At 71.4% G+C, this 18,084-nt stretch carries 16 protein-coding genes and 1 pseudogene; 10 read left to right on the forward strand and 7 right to left on the reverse strand.

The window, feature by feature from the left end:
* Positions 1-291: 291 nt before the first annotated feature.
* The 3 genes and pseudogenes from ABD329_RS15420 to ABD329_RS15430 all read left to right on the forward strand — a co-directional run.
* Positions 292-1,458, forward strand: a pseudogene (locus ABD329_RS15420) (family 2 encapsulin nanocompartment cargo protein terpene cyclase); the annotation flags it as partial.
* A gap of 17 nt (positions 1,459-1,475) precedes the next feature.
* The gene (locus ABD329_RS15425; protein ID WP_425574339.1) at positions 1,476-2,372 is read left to right on the forward strand and encodes a geranyl diphosphate 2-C-methyltransferase; all 897 of its coding nucleotides are present in this window, start codon (positions 1,476-1,478) and stop codon (positions 2,370-2,372) included.
* A gap of 49 nt (positions 2,373-2,421) precedes the next feature.
* On the forward strand, positions 2,422-2,730 hold the full coding sequence (locus tag ABD329_RS15430) for a hypothetical protein (RefSeq protein ID WP_246618329.1): 309 nt from the start codon (positions 2,422-2,424) through the stop codon (positions 2,728-2,730).
* A gap of 128 nt (positions 2,731-2,858) precedes the next feature.
* Here ABD329_RS15430 and ABD329_RS48225 read toward each other — a convergent pair whose 3' ends face one another.
* The gene (locus ABD329_RS48225; RefSeq protein WP_425574340.1) at positions 2,859-3,344 is read right to left on the reverse strand and encodes an SDR family NAD(P)-dependent oxidoreductase; all 486 of its coding nucleotides are present in this window, start codon (positions 3,342-3,344) and stop codon (positions 2,859-2,861) included.
* Positions 3,345-3,800: 456 nt separating this feature from the next.
* On the opposite strand from ABD329_RS48225, the gene ABD329_RS15440 reads away from it, so the two are divergent.
* The 5 genes from ABD329_RS15440 to narI all read left to right on the forward strand — a co-directional run bounded on the left by ABD329_RS15440 (position 3,801) and on the right by narI (position 11,813).
* On the forward strand, positions 3,801-4,835 hold the full coding sequence (locus ABD329_RS15440) for a tellurite resistance/C4-dicarboxylate transporter family protein (RefSeq protein ID WP_309142668.1): 1,035 nt from the start codon (positions 3,801-3,803) through the stop codon (positions 4,833-4,835).
* 283 nt (positions 4,836-5,118) lie between these two features.
* Positions 5,119-8,862 carry a nitrate reductase subunit alpha gene (locus ABD329_RS15445; protein ID WP_309142667.1) on the forward strand — a complete coding sequence of 1,248 codons (3,744 nt, stop codon included), beginning with the start codon at positions 5,119-5,121 and terminating at the stop codon, positions 8,860-8,862.
* Position 8,863: 1 nt separating this feature from the next.
* Complete coding sequence (gene narH, locus ABD329_RS15450; RefSeq protein WP_344316501.1) at positions 8,864-10,492, forward strand: nitrate reductase subunit beta; 1,629 nt, start codon at positions 8,864-8,866, stop codon at positions 10,490-10,492.
* Entirely contained in the window at positions 10,489-11,124 is a 636-nt protein-coding gene (narJ, locus tag ABD329_RS15455) for a nitrate reductase molybdenum cofactor assembly chaperone (RefSeq protein ID WP_344316502.1), read from the forward strand. Before narH ends, narJ begins: the two co-directional genes overlap by 4 nt.
* Positions 11,121-11,813 (forward strand): respiratory nitrate reductase subunit gamma, encoded by a 693-nt coding sequence (narI, locus tag ABD329_RS15460; RefSeq protein WP_198277818.1) that lies wholly within the window; start codon positions 11,121-11,123, stop codon positions 11,811-11,813. Before narJ ends, narI begins: the two co-directional genes overlap by 4 nt.
* A 26-nt stretch (positions 11,814-11,839) precedes the next feature.
* Here the strand turns inward: narI and ABD329_RS15465 are convergent, their stop codons facing one another.
* The gene (locus tag ABD329_RS15465) at positions 11,840-13,030 is read right to left on the reverse strand and encodes an alginate lyase family protein (protein ID WP_198277819.1); all 1,191 of its coding nucleotides are present in this window, start codon (positions 13,028-13,030) and stop codon (positions 11,840-11,842) included.
* A 99-nt stretch (positions 13,031-13,129) separates the two neighbouring features.
* A complete protein-coding gene (locus ABD329_RS15470) occupies positions 13,130-13,744 on the reverse strand; it encodes a dihydrofolate reductase family protein (protein ID WP_198277820.1) in 615 nt (204 codons plus the stop codon).
* Positions 13,745-13,858: 114 nt separating this feature from the next.
* Between ABD329_RS15470 and ABD329_RS15475 the strand changes: the two genes are divergently transcribed.
* Positions 13,859-14,461, forward strand: a complete 603-nt coding sequence (locus ABD329_RS15475) for a TetR/AcrR family transcriptional regulator (RefSeq protein ID WP_198277821.1) — start codon at positions 13,859-13,861, stop codon at positions 14,459-14,461.
* A gap of 386 nt (positions 14,462-14,847) precedes the next feature.
* On the opposite strand, the gene ABD329_RS15480 is transcribed toward ABD329_RS15475, so the two are convergent.
* The 4 genes from ABD329_RS15480 to ABD329_RS15495 all read right to left on the reverse strand — a co-directional run bounded on the left by ABD329_RS15480 (position 14,848) and on the right by ABD329_RS15495 (position 17,023).
* Positions 14,848-15,702, reverse strand: a complete 855-nt coding sequence (locus tag ABD329_RS15480) for a class I SAM-dependent methyltransferase (RefSeq protein WP_198277822.1) — start codon at positions 15,700-15,702, stop codon at positions 14,848-14,850.
* 32 nt (positions 15,703-15,734) lie between these two features.
* Positions 15,735-16,079, reverse strand: coding sequence for a VOC family protein (locus ABD329_RS15485; RefSeq protein ID WP_198277823.1), 345 nt, complete (start codon positions 16,077-16,079; stop codon positions 15,735-15,737).
* 1 nt (position 16,080) lies between these two features.
* On the reverse strand, positions 16,081-16,260 hold the full coding sequence (locus ABD329_RS15490; RefSeq protein WP_198277824.1) for a ribbon-helix-helix protein, CopG family: 180 nt from the start codon (positions 16,258-16,260) through the stop codon (positions 16,081-16,083).
* Between the two features lie 73 nt (positions 16,261-16,333).
* Complete coding sequence (locus ABD329_RS15495; protein ID WP_198277825.1) at positions 16,334-17,023, reverse strand: siderophore-interacting protein; 690 nt, start codon at positions 17,021-17,023, stop codon at positions 16,334-16,336.
* 278 nt (positions 17,024-17,301) lie between these two features.
* Between ABD329_RS15495 and ABD329_RS15500 the strand changes: the two genes are divergently transcribed.
* Positions 17,302-18,060 carry a DUF4232 domain-containing protein gene (locus tag ABD329_RS15500; protein ID WP_198277826.1) on the forward strand — a complete coding sequence of 253 codons (759 nt, stop codon included), beginning with the start codon at positions 17,302-17,304 and terminating at the stop codon, positions 18,058-18,060.
* Positions 18,061-18,084 lie beyond the last annotated feature (24 nt).

The raw sequence follows: 18,084 nt of genomic DNA on the forward strand, positions 1-18,084 counted from the left end.
GGATCCTTGGACATGGCCGTACTTCTGTCCAACAGATGTTTCCGTGGTAGGCGATCTGATTTACAGATTCAGAAATCTCGCGGACCGGCCGACACTCCTCAGGCCGTCGGCCATCCGGGCAAACATCGCGCAGGGCTAGATCATCTTATCGAGTTAATGTCAATGGCTTCTCAGGGCCGACTGGGCGTACCAGCCGCTAGTGTTCCCGAGGATCTGGACGGATTCCTGGAAGTTTGCGCGCTTCCTCCTTCCCGGTGACACGCACGCCGGCCACCCCACCCCACCGAGGAGCCATGCATGCCCGCCCCTGAACCTTCCCCTCCGCGATCGAGCCCGGCTGCGGCCGAGGTGCGGACACCCGGCGCCGACATCGAGCGGATTCTGCGTGGTCCGAGCGGACTCGGCACGGCAGCTCTGCACCTGGCCCGGCGCGAGGAGCCGCCGCCCCCGCCGCCGACGCCACCGGCGGTCCCAGCGGAGGGCAACCCGATCCCGGGCCTCTATCACCACCCGGTGCCGGAGCCCGACCCCGAGCGGGTGGCGGAGGTCGGCCGCAGGATCAAGTCCTGGGCACTGGACGAGGTCGACCTGTACCCCGAGGAGTGGGAGGAGCAGTTCGACGGCTTCTCCGTGGGGCGCTACATGGTCGCCTGCCATCCGGACGCCCCCACCGTCGACCATCTGATGCTCGCCACACGGCTGATGGTGGCGGAGAACGCGGTGGACGACTGCTACTGCGAGGACCACGGCGGCTCGCCCATCGGTCTCGGCGGACGCCTCCTGCTGGCGCACACCGCCCTGGACGCCCTGCACACGACGCCGGAGTACCAGCCGCGGTGGGCGGAGTCGCTCCACTCGGACGCGCCCCGGCGCGCCTACCGCTCCGCCATGGAGTACTTCGTCCAGGCGTCCAGCCCCTCCCAGGCCGACCGGTACCGGCACGACATGGCCCGTCTGCACATGGGGTACCTCGCCGAGGCCGCCTGGGCGCAGACGGACCACGTACCCGAGGTGTGGGAGTACCTGGCGATGCGCCAGTTCAACAACTTCCGCCCGTGCCCCACCATCACCGACAGCGTCGGCGGCTACGAGCTACCGGCCGACCTGCACGCCCAGCCCGCCATGCAGCGGGTCATCGCGCTCGCCGGAAACGCCACCACCATCGTGAACGACCTGTACTCGTACACCAAGGAACTCGCCGCCCCAGGCCGGCATCTGAACCTGCCCGTGGTGATCGCCGAACGCGAGGGCCTCTCCGAGCGCGACGCCTATCTGAAGGCGGTCGAGGTCCACAACGACCTCATGCACGACTTCGAGGCCGAGGCCGCGGCCGTGGCCGTCGCCCTCCCCGTACCGACCGCGCAGCGCTTTCTCCGGGGCGTGGCCGCGTGGGTCGACGGCAACCACTACTGGCACCAGACCAACACCTTCCGCTACAGCCTGCCCGATTTCTGGTAAGAAGAATGGAACCATCTGTGACCAGCACCGACCTCGGCGCCGACGTCGCCGCCTCCGCCGGCGCCGCCATGTTCATCCCCGCCCCGGCGACCCCCTACCAGGGCGACATCGCCCGCTACTGGGACCGCGAGGCCAGGCCCGTGAACCTGCGTCTCGGCGATGTCGACGGCCTTTACCACCACCACTACGGCATCGGAGACATCGACCGCGGCGCCCTCGGCGACCCCGGCGACAGCACATACGAGAAGAAGTTGATCGCCGAGCTCCACCGCCTGGAGTCGGCACAGGCCGAACTCCTCCTGGACCACCTCGGCCCCATTGAGCGTGATGACACGCTCGTCGACGCCGGCTGCGGCCGCGGCGGTTCGATGGTCATGGCCCACCAGCGCTTCGGATGCCGGGTCGAGGGCGTCACCCTGTCGGCCAAGCAGGCCGACTTCGCCAACCAGCGCGCCCGCGAACTCGGCATCGAGGACCATGTCCGCGCCCGCGTCTGCAATATGCTCGGTACACCCTTCGAGACCGGGCGGGCCGCGGCCTCGTGGAACAACGAGTCGACCATGTACGTCGACCTGGAAGACCTCTTCGCCGAGCACTCCCGCATCCTCGCGATCGGCGGCCGCTATGTGACCATCACCGGCTGCTGGAACCCGCGTTACGGCCAGCCCTCGAAGTATGTCTCCCAGATCAACGCGCACTTCGAGTGCAACATCCACTCCCGCCGGGAGTACCTGCGCGCCATGGCCGACAACCGCCTCGTACCGCAGGCCGTCATCGACCTCACCGCCGCGACCCTGCCGTACTGGGAGTTGCGGGCCACGTCCGCACTGGTCACCGGCATTGAAGAGGCGTTCATCAACTCCTACAAGGACGGTTCCTTCCAGTACCTGCTGATCGCGGCCGACCGGGTCTGATCGTCGGCCTCCACAGGGCCTTCCGGCGTTCGCGGGGACCGCCGACTATGTGCGGCGGATCGAGCTCGACACGCCGGTCCCCCTGGAGCTGACGCTCCCGGCCGTCGCCGGAGCCGTGACCGTGTCGGTGAACGGCGTGCGGGTGGCGGAGCGCGCCTGGGCGCCGTACCGCGTCACGATCCCCGCCGACGCCCTGCGGCCCGGAGGGAACGAACTCCGCGTCCGGGTCGCGCCGTCGGCGGCCAACCGCTACTACGCCGGGACCGGGCTCCGTGCGGAGCCCGAGCCGTGCGGGCTGCTCGCGCCGCCACTGCTGCGCCACGCGCTCAAGACCCCGGCCTCGATCACGGAAAGGTGATCCAACCTACTCAGGGAAATCGACCCGCTCCTGGCCCCGGACCCGTTGTTACCGCGGACGGGACCGGCATGGGCCTGACCCACTGTCACTGGCGGGGTCAGGTCCATACCGGTGTTCATGAACACGCCTCAGCGGTTCAGCCCTGAAGGCGGTCGAGCGACCGTGGCGCGGCATCGTCGGACGGCCGGCCGGCGAGCGCGCAGGCCCGGGTCGCGCGCGAGGGCGTGATTCCCTGTGCGACCAGAATGCTCAGGCACTCCGGGCCATTCCCCGCGGCACCGGCCTCGCACGCTTCCTGAATGGCGTCGTCGTCCCGCCCCTGCCCCGCGAGGTATTCGGCACACGCCTCGTCGTCGGCATGGGCGGGAGTCGCCGACACCCCCAGCGGCAGGAACGCCGCCGCGGCGACGACGGTCCGTCGACGCGGAGCTGGGGACCGATGAGCCGGCGCGCCCGCTCCGACACCACCCGGCCGGGCCGACCTCGGCCGCGAGCGAGCGGCTGTAGCCGTTCGGCGCGGCCCTGGCCGCCGCGTAGCCGGCCTGGCCCGGCTGTGGCAGGTGGCCGGCGATGGACGAGACATGCACCACGACCCCCGAGCCGCGCTCCACCATGCCCGGGGCCGGCTCCTGATCCAGCCGGACCGCGGACAGCGAACTCGAGGTCCGACCGCCAGGTTTCCCGCGTCCGGGTCAGCGTGTCCGCCGGGGCGCCGCCGGCTCCCGCGTTGTCGATGAGGATGTCCACCCCGCCCGCGGCGTCGCGCACCCGCACCGCCGGGTGGCGTGCTCCGTCGGGGTCCCGCCCGCACGCTCCAGCAGCGGCTCGACGACCTGACCCGCGCCCTGGCCGCCGGTGAGGTGCGACTTCACGCCACGGTGGCGGCTTCCCCACGGTCGGCCCGGTCCGGCCCGGGCCCCTCGGCTATCGGAACGGTCTGCGCTGGTTCAAGCACGTACCAAGTGGGACCCGGGAGTTCCTTGGGGAACGGGTGGCCGGTGAACTCCCTGCCGCGTTCCGCCCCCTGCGCCACCTACGCCCGGACTCCGATGCGGTGGCAGCCTGCTGAGGTGCTGCGAACGATGAACGGGGTGACGGCGCGCAATCTGCCGCCCAGTGCCTTCGCCCCCGTGATGGCGACCGGAATCGTGTCCCAGGGACTGGCGGCGGTGGGCGCCCCACTGCTGTCGGACGCCCTGCTGGCCGTGGCCGTGGTGCTCTACGGCGGGTTGCTGGCGGGGTTGGTGTGGCGGGTGGCGCGATATCCGCGCGAGGTGGCCGCCGACCTGCGGGATCCCGCCCGGCTCTTCGGCTTCTTCACCTTCGTCGCGGGCTCCGATGTGCTCGCCGTCCGGCTGGCCCCGGGCCCCGCGCGAGCGGCCGCGGCGACCCTGCCCGTGCTGGCTGTCCCCGTGGCCGTCCTCCTGCTGGGGTGTGTGGCGTCCACGGCACACCGGCTCGGCGCGGGCGGGATGGTGCGGCGCGCGGACGGGGTCTGGTTCCTGTGCGTGGTGGGGATCCAGTCCGCCGTCCTGGCGGTGGCCGCGCTGGCCCCCGGCCGCGCCCGGTCGGCCGAAGCGCTCGGCTGGGTGGCCGGGGTCCTGCTGTACGCGGCGGTGGCCACGGTGGTCGCGGGCCGGCTGGCGCGGTTCGGGGTACGGCCCCGGGAGCTGTCACCGCCGTACTGGATCACGATGGGAGCCTGCGCGATCAGCCTGCTCGCCGGTGCCCGGCTGGTGCACCAGGGACTCGGCACCCCGCAGCTCCAGGCGGTGATCCGCGTCGTCCTGCTCACCCTGTGGGGCTGGGCCACCTGCCTGCTGCCACCGCTGCTGGCCGCCGGGATCTGGCGGCACCTGCTGCACCGGGTGCCCCTGAGGTACGAGCCGGCCTGGTGGACCATCGTCTTCCCCACGGGCATGTACGCGGTGTCCACCACCGCGCTCGGCGAGACCGAGGGGATCCACCGCCTGGTGCTCCTCGGGCATCTCGCGGTCTGGGTGGCGCTGGGGGTGTGGTCGCTGGTCGCGGCCGGTCTCGTACGGACGCGATGGCACCGCCCGCCGACGGCGAATTCACGCCAGAAACCGAGTCAAGAGATGTGAAAGTCCAGCTAACGGGCGCACTTCACCGAACTGGTGAACGCTCCCCGCTTGCCTATCAGGCAATGATGGCGCCTTGTCGAACTCTGTTCACCGCACCGCCTTCATCGACACACACAACCACCACGGGAAAGGCAAACCACAAGGAAAAAGCGATCCAGGTGATACTAAACGGCTCAAAGTGGTCATACGGCACGGCTGATACGCGAGTGATGCTGTCGCGCGACACGCAATCAGGGCTCCGGCCGGCCGTTCGGCGCGGAGCCACAGCCGAAGGAGCTGGACCGTGGTGCGCCGCACAGCACGAGAAGGAGCCGGAACCGCCGCCTCGGCGGTGACGGAGAGACTGCTCGCGGCCGGGACCGCGCTCCGCCGCCTCCCGACCACCCCCGACCTGCGAGCCGTCTACCGGACCGACCAGACCGTGGAGGACTCCCCCTACCGCGAACGCTGGGCGCACGACCGGGTGGTGCGCTCCACCCACGGCGTCAACTGCACCGGATCCTGCTCCTGGAAGGTCTATGTCAAGGACGGGCTGATCACCTGGGAGACCCAGCAGACCGACTACCCCTCGGTCGGCCCGGACCGCCCCGAGTACGAACCGCGGGGCTGCCCGCGCGGCGCCTCCTTCTCCTGGTACACCTACTCCCCCACCCGGGTGCGCCACCCCCTCGCCCGCGGTGTGCTGGTCGAGCTCTACCGGGAGGCCCGGGACCGGCTCGGCGACCCGGTGGCCGCATGGGCCGAGATCACCGGCGACCCGGACAAGCGGCGCCGCTACCAGTCGGCCCGCGGCAAGGGCGGACTGGTGCGGATCGACTGGGAGGAGGCCCTGGAGATCGCGGCCGCCGCCCATGTCCACACCCTGCGCGCCCACGGCCCGGACCGGATCGCCGGCTTCTCCCCGATCCCCGCCATGTCGATGGCCTCCCACGCGGTCGGCGCCCGTTTCATGGCACTGATCGGCGCGCCCATGATCTCGTTCTACGACTGGTACGCGGATCTGCCGATCGCCTCCCCGCAGGTCTTCGGCGACCAGACCGACGTCCCCGAGTCGGGCGACTGGTGGGACGCGGCGTACCTGATGCTGTGGGGTTCGAATGTGCCGGTCACCCGCACCCCCGACGCCCACTGGATGGCCGAGGCCCGCTACCGGGGCCAGAAGGTGGTCGTGGTCTCCCCGGACTACGCGGACGCCACCAAGTTCGCCGACGAATGGCTGCACCCCCACCCCGGCACCGACGGGGCGGTCGCGATGGCGATGGGCCACGTCATCCTCAAGGAGTGCTTCGTCGAGCGCCAGGTCCCCTACTTCACCGACTACGTCCGGCGCTTCACCGACCTGCCCTTCCTGGTGGAACTGGCCGAACGCAACGGCCGCCACACCCCGGGCGCCTTCCTCACCGCCGCCGCCCTGGCGGACGCCGAACCGCGCCTGGGCGCCCACGCCGACGAGGCGGCCCGGCACTGGATGCCGGTGCTCTACGACGCGGAGACCGACCGGCCCGTGGTCCCCCACGGCACCCTGGGCGACCGCTGGAGCAAGGGCGGCGGAGGCCGCTGGAACCTCGACCTGGAGGGCATCACCCCCCGGCTCACCCTCCACCGCACCCCCGGCGCCGAGACCGCCGAGGTCGAACTGCCCCGCTTCGACACGCCCGGCGCCACCGTCCGGTACGCCGTACCCGTACGGCGGCTCGGCGGACGGCTGGTCACCACCGTCTTCGATCTGCTCCTGGCCCAGTACGCGGTGGGCCGTCCCGGCCTCACCGGGCAGTGGCCCACCGGTTATGACGACGCCTCGGCACCCGCCACCCCGGCCTGGCAGGAGGCCATCACCTCGGTCCCGGCCGCGGCGGTGATCCGGGCGGCGCGCGAGTTCGCGGGCACGGCCGAGCGGACCCGCGGCCGCTGCATGATCGTGATGGGCGCGGGCACCAACCACTGGTTCCACTCCGACACCATCTACCGGTCCTTCCTCACCCTGCTGCTGCTCACCGGCTGCCAGGGCGTCAACGGCGGCGGCTGGGCCCACTACGTCGGCCAGGAGAAGGTCCGTCCGTACACCGGCTGGCAGCAGCTGGCCACCGCCGCCGACTGGACGCGGCCGTCCCGGCAGATGGCGGGCACCCCGTACTGGTACCTCCACACCGACCAGTGGCGCTACGAACGGTACGGCGCCGACGCGCTCGCCTCGCCCACCGGCCAGGGGCTGTTCACCGGCCGTCACACCGCCGATCTGGTCGCCCAGTCGATGCGGCTGGGCTGGATGCCCTCCTACCCCACCTTCTCCGCCAACCCGCTGGAGCTCGGCCGCCGGGCGCGGCAGAGCGGACGACCGGCCCGGGAGTGGGTCGCCGAACAACTCGCCGCGGGCGAGCTGGAGTTCGCCTGCGAGAACCCCGACGCGCCGGAGAACTGGCCGCGTGTGCTCACCGTGTGGCGGGCCAACCTCATCGGCTCCTCCGCCAAGGGCAATGAGTACTTCCTGCGCCATCTGCTGGGCGCCCAGGACAACGCCACCGCGGAGGAGGCCCCACCGGACCGCCGGCCGACGGACCTCGCCTGGCCGGACCGGGCGCCCCGCGGCAAGCTCGACCTGCTGCTCGCGCTGGACTTCCGGATGACCTCCACCACCCTCTTCGCCGACCTCGTGCTCCCCGCCGCCACCTGGTACGAGAAACACGACCTGTCCAGCACCGATATGCACCCCTATGTGCATGCCTTCACCCCGGCCATCAACCCGCCCTGGCAGGCCCGCACCGACTTCGACATCTTCCACGGCCTCGCCCGCAAGCTCAGCGAGCTCGCCGCCGGACGGCTGGACACCGCCCACGACCTGGTCGCCACCGCCCTGACGCACGACACCCCGGACGAAACCGCCCAGCCCGGCGGGGCCGTACCGGACTGGCGCGACGGCCACACCCCCGCCGTACCGGGCGTGAACCTGCCGAACGTCGCCCTGGTGACCCGCGACTACACCGCCGTCGCCGACCGCCTCGCCGCCTTCGGCCCGCTCGCCCAGCAGGCGGGCATGCGGGTCAAGGGCGTCACCGTCACCCCGGACCAGGAGGTCGCCTGGCTGGCCGATCGCTGTTCCACCGCCACCCGCGGGGCCGCGGCCGGCCGGCCGCTCCTGGACACCGACGCCAAGATGTGCGAGGCCATCCTGGCGCTGTCCGGCACCACCAACGGGCGCCTCGCCGCCGAGGGTTTCGCCCGGCTCGCCGAGCAGTGCGGCCCCGGCTCCGGCCTCACCGAACTGGGCACCTCGGTGGCCGAACGCCGCGTGGTGTTCTCCGACACCCAGGCCCGCCCCGTCCAGGTCGGCGCCAGCTTCGAATGGTCCGGCAAGGAGGCCCCCGACCGCCGCTACGCGCCGTTCACCATCAACACCGAGCACGGCAAACCCTGGCACACCCTCACCGGCCGCCAGCACTTCTACCTCGACCACTCGTGGATGGCCGAGCTGGGCGAACAACTGCCCGTCTACCGGCCGCCGTTGGACCTCGCCGCCCTCGGCGAGGCCCCGCCCGGGGCCGACGGTGACACCGGCCGCGGCGACACCGGCCGCTCGGTCACCGTCCGCTATGTCACCCCGCACTCCAAGTGGTCCATCCACTCCGAGTACCAGGAAAACCTCATCATGCAGACCCTGGCCCGCGGCGGCCCGGTCATCTGGCTCAGCGTCCCCGACGCCGAGGCCATCGGGGTGTCCGACAACGACTGGATCGAGGCGGTCAACGCCAACGGGGTCGTGGTCGCCCGCGCCGTGGTCTCCCACCGCATGCCCACCGGCACCGTGTTCATGTACCACGTGCAGGAACGGCTGGTGAACGTGCCCAAGTCCGAGGCCACCGGCCGCCGCGGCGGCGTCCACAACGCGCTCACCAAGCTCCTCATCAAACCCACCCACCTCATCGGCGGCTACGCCCAGCTCTGCTTCGCCCCCAACTACTACGGACCCACCGGCAACCAGCGGGACGCGGTCACCGTCATCCGGCGCCGCTCCCAGAACGTGGAGTACTGACATGCCCCGCCACCGGCCGCGCGGTCCCCGGGTGATGGCCCAGGTCGCCATGGTCATGAACCTCGACAAGTGCATCGGCTGCCACACCTGCTCGGTCACCTGCAAACAGACCTGGACCAACCGCTCCGGCACCGAATACGTCTGGTTCAACAACGTGGAAACCCGCCCCGGCCAGGGCTATCCCCGCGGCTACGAGGACCAGGACACCTGGAAGGGCGGCTGGCACCTCAAGGGCGGCCGGCTGGTGCCCCGCACCGGCGGCCGCGCCCGCCGCCTCGCCCGGCTGTTCGCCAACCCCGAACTGCCCCGGCTGGACGACTACTACCAGCCCTGGACGTACGACTACGACACCCTCACCACCGCCCCGCTCGGCGACGACGTGCCCACCGCCCCGCCGCGCTCCCTGATCGACGGCCGCCCCACCGCCGTCACCTGGGGCCCCAACTGGGACGACGACCTCGGCGGCGGCCCCGAGCACCTCGCGGGCGACCCGGTACTCGCGAAGATGAGCGAAAAGGTGCGGCTGGAGTACGAGCAGGCGTTCATGTTCTACCTGCCGCGCATCTGCGAACACTGCCTCAACCCCTCCTGCGTCGCCGTCTGCCCCTCCGGCGCGATGTACAAGCGGATCGAGGACGGCATCGTCCTGGTCGACCAGGACCGCTGCCGCGGCTGGCGCATGTGCGTCAGCGGCTGCCCGTACAAGAAGGTCTACTTCAACCACCGCAGCGGCAAGGCCGAGAAGTGCACCCTGTGCTACCCGCGCATCGAGGCCGGGGAGCCCACCGTGTGCTCGGAGACCTGCGTGGGACGGCTGCGCTACCTCGGCGTCATGCTCTACGACCCCGACAAGGTCGGCGAGGCCGCCGCCACCACGGACGAGAAGGACCTCTACGAGGCCCAGCTCGGCTGCTTCCTCGACCCCGAGGACCCCGAGGTCGCCCGCGCCGCCGCCGACTCCGGGATTCCGCACGACTGGATCGAGGCCGCCCGGCGCTCCCCGGTGCACGCGCTCATCAGCCGGTACCGGATCGCCCTGCCGCTGCATCCCGAATACCGCACCATGCCCATGGTCTGGTACGTGCCCCCGCTCTCCCCGGTCGTCGACGCGCTCACCGCCACCGGCCACGACGGCGAGGACCCCGTCAACCTCTTCGGCGCCATCGACAGCCTCCGGATCCCCCTGGGCTATCTGGCCGAACTCTTCACCGCGGGCGATCCAGGACCGGTCGAGGCCGCCCTGTGCCGGCTGGCCGCGATGCGCGGCCATATGCGCCGGATCAACCTCGGTGAGGAACGCGACCCCGCCATCGCGGCGGCCGTCGGCCTGGACCAGGACGGCATCGAGGCGATGTACCGGCTGCTCGCCCTGGCCAAGTACGAGGAGCGATATGTCATCCCCACCAGCTACACCGCCGCACCCGGTGGCCACGCCCCCACGGACTCGTGCAGCCTCGACGGCGACGGGCTGCCCGGCATGATGCCGTACGCCGACACCTTCCACGCGCCCCCGGGACCCGAACCCACCGGTGCCGGATCCGGCCTCGCCGGCCGGGTCAACCTGCTGAACTGGAACGGCCGCGGCCGACCCGCCGGGCTGTTCCCCAAGCGGGACGAGGGCACCCGGTGAACCCCGCCACCCCCGCGGTGCGCCAGGCCGCCGCCCTCCTCCTCGGCTATCCCGGGCCGGACTGGCCCGCCCGCCACGCCCTGGTACGGGACTGCCTGACCGAACTCAGCATCCCCGCCGCCGCGCCCCTGCTGCGCTTCTGCGCCACCGTCGACGGCGTCCCGCTGCTCGACCTGGCCGCCGCCTACGTACGGACCTTCGACCGCAGCCGCCGCCGCACCCTGCACCTCACCTACTACACCGACGGCGACACCCGCCGCCGCGGCTCCACCCTCGCCGCCCTCAAGGCCCGCTACCGCGCCCACGGCTGGGCGCCGCCCGAGGACGAACTCCCCGACCACCTGCCACTGATGCTGGAGTTCGCCGCCCGCTGCCCGGACCCGGGCACCCGGCTGCTGCGCGACCACCGCGCCGCCCTGGAACTGCTGCGGATGTCCCTCACCGACCACGGCAGTCCGTACGCCGATGTCCTGCGCGCCGTCTGCGACACCCTGCCCGGCCCCTCACCCGCCGACCGCGCCGCGGCCCTCGCGCTCGCCCGCGGCGGACCGCCCACCGAGACCGTGGGCCTGGCCCCCTTCGCCGCGACCGCCCCCGCCGCCACCCCCCACGCCGAAGGACCCGGCCGATGAACCACCTGCACATCGCCCTGTGGGGCGTCCTCCCCTATCTCGTCCTCACCCTCTTCACCGCCGGCGCCGCCTGGCGCTACCACTACGACAGGTTCGGCTTCACCACCCGCTCCAGCCAGCTCCACGAACACCGCCTGCTCGCCATCGGCGGGCCGCTCTTCCACTACGGGCTGCTGTTCGTGATCGCCGGCCATGTCGTGGGCCTGCTCATCCCCGAAACGCTCACCGAACGGCTGCGCGTCAGCGAATCGCTGTACCACGCCAACGCCCTGCTCGTCGGCGGCACCGCGGGTCTGGCCACCGCCACCGGACTCGGCATCCTGCTGTACCGGCGGCTGCGCGTGCCCGCCGTACGCGCCGCCACCAGCCGCGGTGACCGCGTCGTGTACCCGCTGCTCGCCACCGTCCTGCTCGCCGGGCTCACCGCCACCGCCACCGGCGCCGGCCACCACTCCTACGACTACCGGCGGGGCGTCTCGATCTGGTTCCGCAGCCTGTTCACCCTCGACCCCGACGTGCCCGCCATGTCGCACGCGCCCCTGGTCTACCGGATCCACGCCCTGCTGGCGATGGCCCTGTTCGCCCTCTGGCCGTACAGCCGCCTCGTCCACGCCTTCACCGCCCCCGTCGGCTACCTCACCAGGCCCTACGTCGTCTACCGCTCCCGCACCCCGGCCCCCAGGCGGTAGCGGGGGGCCGGGGCACCGTCGTTCGGTCAGGACGGGTTGTCCGCGTGGGTGAGGGTCGTCCAGGCGTTGAAGTAGTTGTCCGTGCCGGACGGGCGGTGGGCCTCGGTGTACTTCTGGGTGTTGGACATGCTGATGCCGAGGCGGTTGTGGAGGGCGTTGAAGCCGACCTCGGTGACCTGGTCCAGGCCCTTCTTGACGGACCCGCCGCACAGCCAGGACGGCACGGCGGTGCCGTTCTCGTAGGCGGTGTGGAAGCCCAGCGCGTAGCGCAGCCGGTCCTGGATCTTCGGGTAGAGGTCCTGGCCCTGGATGCGGCTGGTCTCCGCGATGTCGGCGATGGAGGCGATGCCCCAGCCGGTGTGCCCGAAGTCGCGGCAGGTCTCCTGGGCGAGGCCGTCGGCGAAGGTGCGCTGGCCCTGCCAGTACTTGATGATCTCGGCCTCAGTGTTGATGCTGCTGTCCGCGGGCGGCTTGGGCAGATCGCCGTCGCTGGTCAGGTATATGTACGCCGGGACGCGGTCGTGGTAGGTGCTGACCGCCTTGTCATAGGTGGAGCGGTCGTCGAGGAAGACCGCGATGCCGATGGCCGCCTCGGTCATCACCAGTTCCCAGTTGCCGTTCTTGGTGGCGGCTCCGTTGATCACCTCGGGGAGGTACACGTTCCGCAGCATGGTGGCGAACCGTCCGGCGCCCGGCCAGCCGCCGTCGTAGGTGTACTTGATGATCTCGGCGGCGCGCGGCCAGGTGGCGCCGGACCAGCCGGACTGGAGCGGGGCGTTGCTGTTGGTGTGATCGGTGATCGTGGCGGACCAGGCGTCCATGATCTCGATCGACTTCTTGGCGTACCTGCTGTCCCGGGTGAAGTACCAGGCGAGCGCGTCGGTGTAGGCCGCGATGGCGTCCTGGCGCTCCTCGGTGCACCCGTGGTTGGGGTTGGACGACGAGCCGCACTCCACGACGGCGCGCGGTTTGGGGGTGCGCGACAGCGAGGCGTAGGAGCTGTCCATCATGTCGTCGTAGGCGGCCTTCCAGGGCTGCTGACCGGCCTGCGCCTTCGAGCGGGCGTAGTCGAGTTGGGCCCGGCTCACCAGCACCCCGGGGTGGGTGAAGGCGGCCGGCGCGGCCGTGGCCCGTGGGGCCGGTCCGCCGAGCTGAAGGCTCAGCAGGCCGGCCAGCAGGGCGAGAACACTGAATAACGCGGTTCTGGTTCGTGCCATCCGATGACCTCCACTGTTCATGGATGAGAACGCAGTTCCCAAATACGGACAGGATGGCCTGGACCATAAGGAGAGCTCGTGAACATGTCAATGACGTCGTCAGAGGATGTCGTAGGTCAGATGGGTCGCGGTCGTTGTCGGGAGCACGCCCCGCTGGACCAGGGTGCGCGGCGCTCCGCCGGTGAACAGTGGCGTTCCGGCGCCCAGCAGGACGGGCGCGAGGTGCAGTGACAGGACGTCGACCAGCCCGGCCCCGATCGCCGAACCGACCGTGGCGCCGCCGCCCATGAGGACGACGTCGAGGTCCTTGCCGCTGCCCGCCGACGCCGCCTCGGCGCGCTCGCGCGCGGCGGCCACGGCGTCGGGCAGGCCGGTGGTGACGAACGTCCAGTCGAGGTCGGTGAGCCGCACCGACTCCGGCGGCGAGCTCGTCACCACGACGAACGCGGGCTTGCCGACCTCGCCGGCGCCGTAGCCGATCATGTCGTCCCAGCCGCCCGGCCCGTCGACCACGTCGAAGAGCCGGCGGCCGAGGACGACCGCCCCCGAGCGGACGGTCCCCTCGCGCAGGACCCGGCGGTCGTCGGGGTCGTCGGAGAACGCCCAGGTGTGCAGGGCCTCGCCACCCGCGCCCAGACCGCTGTCCGGGCCGGGGTCGGGGCCGGTGACGAAGCCGTCGAGGGAGACCGAGATGTCAGCGATGATTCGCGTCATGTCAGGGCAGACCCGATCCGCCGCCCGAACTCATCGCTCACGCCGCCCATGGAGCGGCCCGCGATCCTCGCATACTTGTCGGCCGACACACAAGTTAGTTGTTAGAGTATCCCCATGGTCACCACTCGCCGTACCCAGCAGGAGCGCCGCGCCCAGGCCGAGGCCGCGCTGCTCAACGCAGCCGCCGAACTGGTCGTCGAGCACGGTGTGCGCTCGCTGACGCTGGCGCGGGTCGGCGAACGGGCGGGCTACAGCCGCGGGATCGTCACCCATCACTTCGGGTCCAAGCAGGTCCTGATCGAGCGGCTGGCCCGCGCGACCCAGGCCGGCTTCGTCCCCGGGCTCGCGGACCTCCCACCCGGGCTGGACCGGTTCCTGCGACTCGTCGACGGCTACATCGGCGCCTCCGGAAGCGCCGGAACGATGAACCGGGCCTTCCTGCTGCTGTGGGCCGAAGCGGCCACCGCGTCCGAACTGGCCCCGATCTTCCGCGAGCGCGACGAGGCATTCCGCTCCGATCTGCGCACCGATGTCGCCGCCGGGATCGCCGACGGCGACGTGCGCACCGACACCGACCCCGACGACGTCGCCATCGCGGTCCTCGGACAGCTGCGCGGGATCGGACTGCAACACCTCCTCGACCCCCGCGCCGTCGACACCGCGCGGCTGCGCCACACCGTCACCGACCACTGGCGCCGGGCCTTGCGCGTCCCCTGAAGGCGCGTCCCCTCAAGGCGCGTCCCCTGAAGGCGTGCCCCCTGAAGCCCGGATCACTCCGGAACCGCTCGCGACACCACACGGTCAGGCCCTCGGGCGCACCTGGATGCCTGCCCGGTCGTAGGCGCCGTAGGTCATCGGGTCGTCGGTGACGATCAGCAGCACCCAGGAGTGCCCCCGCTCCCAGGCCAGGCACCGGTACACCGGTTCCCTCGTTCTCGGGGTGCCGGTACGCGCCCTCGGGCAGTGGATCGCCGAGGCGTGCGCGGAGCATCCCGGCCACCCGCTCGTACCGGGCCGTGAGGCCCTCGGCCGTGGCCTCGGAGTCCTCGCCGTCGCGCCAGCCGTTGCGATCGCCGTGGGGGGACGCTATCCGGTCGTGCGCGTCAGATGGTGGCCAGCAGCAGGTCTTCTCCGCTCGAGGGGCGGAGGCCGTCGGTGCGATCGGCGAAGTAGCGCTCGGCGAGCGAAGCCCCCGACACGTGCCGGACGTCCGTGAAACCGGCTTCGCGGGCCAGTTCCAGCATCTCGGACGGTTCGTAGAGGCTGATGAACGGCGTTCCGGACGCCCGCGCGCCTTCCATGCTCGCCCGGAAGCCGGGGCGGTCGGCGGCGTCGAGGAGTTCGACCGGCAGCAGGAAGGTCATGGCGAGCGTCGAGCCGGGTGCGAGCCCGGTGATCTGGCGCAGGGTGGCCGCGATGGCGTCTTGGGTGAGGTACATGCTGACGCCGGTGGAGACGATGACCGCGGGACTGCCGGTGTCGAAACCGGCGGCGGCCAGCTGCTTCAGCCAGTCCTCGCTCGCCTCGAAGTCGACCGGCACCAGGTGCGGCCAGTCGGGGACGCCATAGCCGAGTTCGTTCAGGCGATGGCGTTTCCATGCCTGTGGGCCGGGCTGGTCCACCTCGAAGACCCGTATCCGGGAGGCGGCCTCCGGCCTGCGCTGGGCGAAGGTGTCCAGACCGGCTCCCAGGATGACGTACTGGGTGACGCCTTGGTCGGCCCGATCGTCGATCAGGTCCTCGATGAAACGAGCGCGGGCCACCACGGCCGCCCGGAACCCCCTGGTGATGTCCGGGTCCATGTCGGGGCGGCGGCGCCAGTCGGGCCCGGGGGCCGCCAGCCGCAGGCCGATCTCGTCCTCGAACACATGCGGTGGTGGGTCGACCTGGACATGCATCGCCCGCCAGAGGGCGGTCCGCACCGCGGTACTGTCCGGCGCCCCGGTCCGCTCGTCCATGACGGTGTTTCCCCTTTCGTCTTTCGCCGCGGTCAGCTCTTGGCGGGAGCCTGGAGGCTCCACAGGCGTCCGTCCGGGTCGCGGACGGTCATCTCCCTGGTCCCGTAATGGGTGTCCGCGAACGGCGTGACCACCTCGACGGCGGGGTCGGGGCGGAACCCGTCCGCGTCCGCCACCTTCAGCACGATCCGTGTCTGGGGCTCTTGGTCCTCGGGGACCTCGGAGATGAAGACGTACGGCCCGTCACCGTTGCGGAGCTGACCGGAGTTGTGGTCGGTCGCGAACTCCAGCTCGTACCCGAGCGCCTGGAAGAACCTCGCCGACGTGCCCCAGTTGTGGGTCGTCAGGAACACGGCCTCGATTCCTTCGGTCGCCATGTCAGCTCTCCTTCTCGATCGATCGCTGTTCGTCCCCATGGGCGTCGTCGAGGTAGGCGCGCAGCGCGTCGGCGACCAGCGCCGACAAGGACATGCCCGACTCGATGGCGTGGTACTTGACCTGCTTGATCAGCTCGATCGGCAGGTACACGTTGAACTGCTTGACTTCCCTGTCACCCACGAGTGCGATGCTAGCATCCTAGCAAGCTAGGAGACGAGAGGCGCGGCCATGGCGAACCACCCAGAGTCGACCCCTACTCCAGCCCCCGCTTCCCCGGCGCCCAGAACGGCTTGGTGAGCACCGCGCGCCGGTCCCAGCCCGCCTCCCGGACGAGCACCTGCCGCACCCGCTGCACGGTCCGGGCCTCCCCGGCGACGTAGGCGATCCCGCCCGGCTCGGGGGCGAGGCGCCGCACCGCGTCCGGGAGTGAAGTGCCGCCCCTGAGCAGCCAGTCGAGGCGGTCCGAGTGGGCCAGCGGCAGCCGGTCCGCGGCCGTCTCCGTCTCCACGCAGCCGGAGACGCGCGCCCCGGGCGGCAGTGCGGCCAGCATCGCGCCGAAGGCGACGGACGCCGTCTCCTCCCCGACGAAGACATGATGGGCGGCCTCGGGCCGGAGCGTGAACGACCCCTCGGGTTTGCCCAGCCGCACCCGCTCACCGACCTCGACGCCACTGCCCCAGCGCGCCCCCGGCCCCGCTCCGGCGTGGTCCAGCACGCACAACTCGACGGCCCCGGATGGGTCGTAGCGCCACACGGAGTAGGTACGGCGGGTCAGCCCGGAGCCGACCAGGACGCGCACCTGCTGTCCGGGGCGGACGTCGAGCCCGGCGAGGGCGTCGCCCTCGACGCGCAGCCGGCGCATACGGGCGGCGATCGGTTCGGCCTCGGTGACGGTGCCGCGGAGCATCAGCAGATCCAGGACCGGGTCCAGCAGCGCAGGCATGGGAGGGTGCTCCTCGGAGAAATCGGGGGCGTGCGGGGGGAGTTGGGCGGCCACGACCGACCAGAACGCGATAGTACGCGTTTCCGATTGAATGCGATAGTGCGCGACTTCACGGTGTCGCGGTGGTGCGGTGTCGCGATGTCCCCTGCCGGTCGCCGAGGGCGTTAGCCGGGTGTTATCGGGCGTTAGCGGAGCGGCAGCCTCCCGCCAGAGCCCCTCGGCAGGGTGAGCGACGTACCGAGGAGACAACGACGCCGATCGCCCCGGGGGAACCCGAAATGAGCTCGCACACCATCCGCACCATCCGCACCGTCCGTCGCCACACCGTCCGTCGCCGCACCCTGCGCATCGCCGCCGCGGCTCTCACCGCGGCCGCCGGTCTGACCCTGACCGCCTGCTCCGGCTCGGACGCCTCCGGTACGAAGGTCTCGGGCAGAGCGGATTCGGTTGTGACCGCCGAGAGCCCCGAGGCCACGGACCCCGAGGGCACGGGCCCGTCCACCGAGGTGCGGGGCTCCGAGCCGCAGGCCGACTCCGGCGCCCAGGCGGGAGCCGCGGGCAAGCGGGCCGACGGCTCGCGGCCCGCCCGGGGCGACCGAGCGGGCTCTGGTGTCGAGCGCTGTCACACCTCCGGCCTGAAGGCGGCGTTCGCCACCGGCGACGACGCGGCCCCGGACCCGTACGCGAGCGGTTCGACCACCACCAGCGTCGTGCTGACCAACACCGGCGGCCGCACCTGCGAGATCGGCGGCTTCCCGGGCGTGGGCCTCAGGCCCGGGAACGGCGGTCAGGTCTGGTCGCCGGCCCGCTCGGCGGCCAAGTACGGCTCGATCACCCTGGGCCCCGGCGACAGCACCGACTTCACGATCAACCTCGCCATGGCCAACGAGAACGAGGAGGGTACCTGGATGCCCGCCTCCGTGACCGTCACCCCGCCGAACGAGACCCGCTCACTGACCCTGAAGTGGCCCTGGGGCCCGCTCGTCGACCAGAGCGGCGCCACCCACCCGGCCACCTTCGTCAACCCCATCGGCTGACCGCCCTCCCCCTGAGCGGCCGTT

It is taken from the genome of Streptomyces javensis (genome assembly GCF_039525925.1).
GTDB classification, from domain to species: domain Bacteria; phylum Actinomycetota; class Actinomycetes; order Streptomycetales; family Streptomycetaceae; genus Streptomyces; species Streptomyces asiaticus.